Raw genomic sequence first — 678 nt, 5'->3', positions numbered from 1 at the left:
CGCTGTCGTTCGACATCGCGGTGCTGGAGCTGTACCTGCCTTTGGTCCGTGGCGCCAGCGTGGTGCTGGTGGACCGCGACACTGCCCGTGATCCGCAGCGCCTGTGGGCGCAGATCGAACAGCAGCAGGTGACCGCGATCCAGGCCACCCCGTCGACCTGGCGCATGCTCGCCGAGCACCCGAGCCTGCCCGCCCTGGCTGGACGTCAGGTGCTGTGCGGTGGCGAAGCCTTGCCGGCGGATCTGGCACGCACCTTGAGCGCGGTCGCTGGTGGCCTGTGGAACCTGTATGGCCCGACTGAGACCACGGTGTGGTCGGCGCGTTATCACCTGGACGCCGAGCATCCGCAAGTATTGCTCGGTGAAGCCCTGGCCAACACCGCGCTGCATGTCCTCGATGATGACCTGGAACCGTTGCCGCTGGGGGTGGCGGGCGAGCTGTACATCGGCGGCGAAGGCCTGGCGCGGGGTTACCACGCCCGTCCGGCGCTGACGGCCGAGCGATTTGTCGCCGACCCGTTCGGCAACGGCGCGCGGCTGTACCGCACCGGTGACCTGGTGCGCCGTCGCGCCGATGGCGCCCTGGAATACCTGGGACGGATCGACCAGCAGGTGAAGATCCGCGGGTTCCGCATCGAGCTGGGCGAAATCGAAGCCTGCCTGCTGGCGGAACCCGGGG

General features: G+C 68.9%; 1 protein-coding gene. It reads left to right on the top strand.

Annotation, left to right across the window (positions count from 1 at the left end; all coding sequences use genetic code 11):
• A partial coding sequence (locus AACY45_RS27295) for an AMP-binding protein (protein ID WP_339548551.1) occupies positions 1 to 678 on the top strand: 678 nt, incomplete at both ends.

Origin of the sequence: Pseudomonas sp. RA_35y_Pfl2_P32, assembly GCF_963970735.1 — a bacterium.
GTDB lineage: Bacteria > Pseudomonadota > Gammaproteobacteria > Pseudomonadales > Pseudomonadaceae > Aquipseudomonas.
This window is presented reverse-complemented; position numbering and strand designations above follow the sequence as displayed.